Source organism: Frankia sp. CcWB3 (genome assembly GCF_977927595.1).
On record NZ_CDWRCK010000402.1, the window covers coordinates 1,249 to 2,387 of the forward strand.

Consider the following 1,139-nt stretch of genomic DNA (forward strand, 5'->3'; position numbering starts at 1 on the left):
AGCCGTCCGGTCGCAGGCCGGCCCGGTCCACGACGGCAACCCGCACCAGGAAGAAGCCGCTCATCACGTCCGAGACGCCGCGCAGCCGACGGGGGAAGACCCACCGGCACAACCGGTTGGACCCCGTCGAGACCAGGTGCCGCATGCTTCCAGCGAGCCCCGATGCGCTGCCGCCGGACACGTACCGGCTGCCGATCACCACGTCGGCGGCATGTTCCACGGCGGTGCCGAGCAGCGCCGGGATGGTCTCCGGCGGATGCTGGAGGTCCCCATCGATGATCACCGCATAGGGTGCGGCACAGAGCGCGAAGCCCTCGCTGACCGCGCCCCCAGCCCGCCGACCCGCTGGGCCGGGGTCCGATGGTGCACCCGTACCGGTAACCGCATCGAGGGGCGGACGCGCGCGATGACCTCGGGTGTTCCGTCGTCGGAGTCGTCAACAAAGATCACTTCTCCGAACAGGCCGTGCAGCGCATCGTCGAGGCGCCGCAGCAGCGGTTCGACGTTGTGCGCCTCGTTGCGGGTGGGTATCACGACCGACACCTGTGGCCCGACGTCCACCCGGGGACCGACCGGTTCCGCGGCCGAACCGCCCGTCCGCTCGGGACGCTCCAGCGGGGGGCGGGGATGCGGCAGAACGGGCAGGCGGAGCAGGCCCGTGCGGTCGTCCGGTCCGCCCTCCGGCCCGGTCCGGCTCCCCCGATCGGCCCTACTTTCTTGATCGGTCCTACCCCCCTGACCGGTCGAGGTCATCGGGTCCCCCGGGGCCACTGACCCGCGAAACGCGGGTCAGTGCCGAGATAATCCCGATCCGTCGAATTCCGGACAATACAGTGCAACATTCACACGGCCACATTCCTGTGGTGATCATAACAAATTTCCCCCAGAGGCAGCAGAATAAGAGAAGTCCCGGATCGAGCCATCTACCGGCACCCCATGCCCGATCCGGGCCCTACGGTCATAAGGCCGGGCGAAAAATTACCGCAGGCCGTCGGCGGACGGGGGCGGGTGACCACCAGGAGCACTCCGAGACACGGTCTCCCCGCTAAGCCGGGTGCGCCCGTGCCACACCGCACTCCACCGGCACGCTTCCCGACACTTCCGGGCAACCCGGTTGACCGGTACCGCCCGGCCCTATA

General features: G+C 69.0%; 2 protein-coding genes. Both read right to left on the bottom strand.

The annotated features are described in order from the left end of the window. On the bottom strand, positions 1 to 283 hold a 283-nt coding region (locus ACY5KJ_RS19725), incomplete at its 3' end, for a glycosyltransferase (protein ID WP_462204067.1). Further along, positions 280 to 753, bottom strand: a complete 474-nt coding sequence (locus tag ACY5KJ_RS19730; protein ID WP_462204068.1) for a glycosyltransferase — start codon at positions 751 to 753, stop codon at positions 280 to 282. The genes ACY5KJ_RS19730 and ACY5KJ_RS19725, both read right to left, overlap by 4 nt. Positions 754 to 1,139 lie beyond the last annotated feature (386 nt).

Coding starts and splice junctions, on each gene's coding strand:
- ACY5KJ_RS19730 (WP_462204068.1), bottom strand. CDS start 753: ATGACCTCGACCGGTCAGGGGGGTAGGACCGATCAAGAAAGTAGGGCC.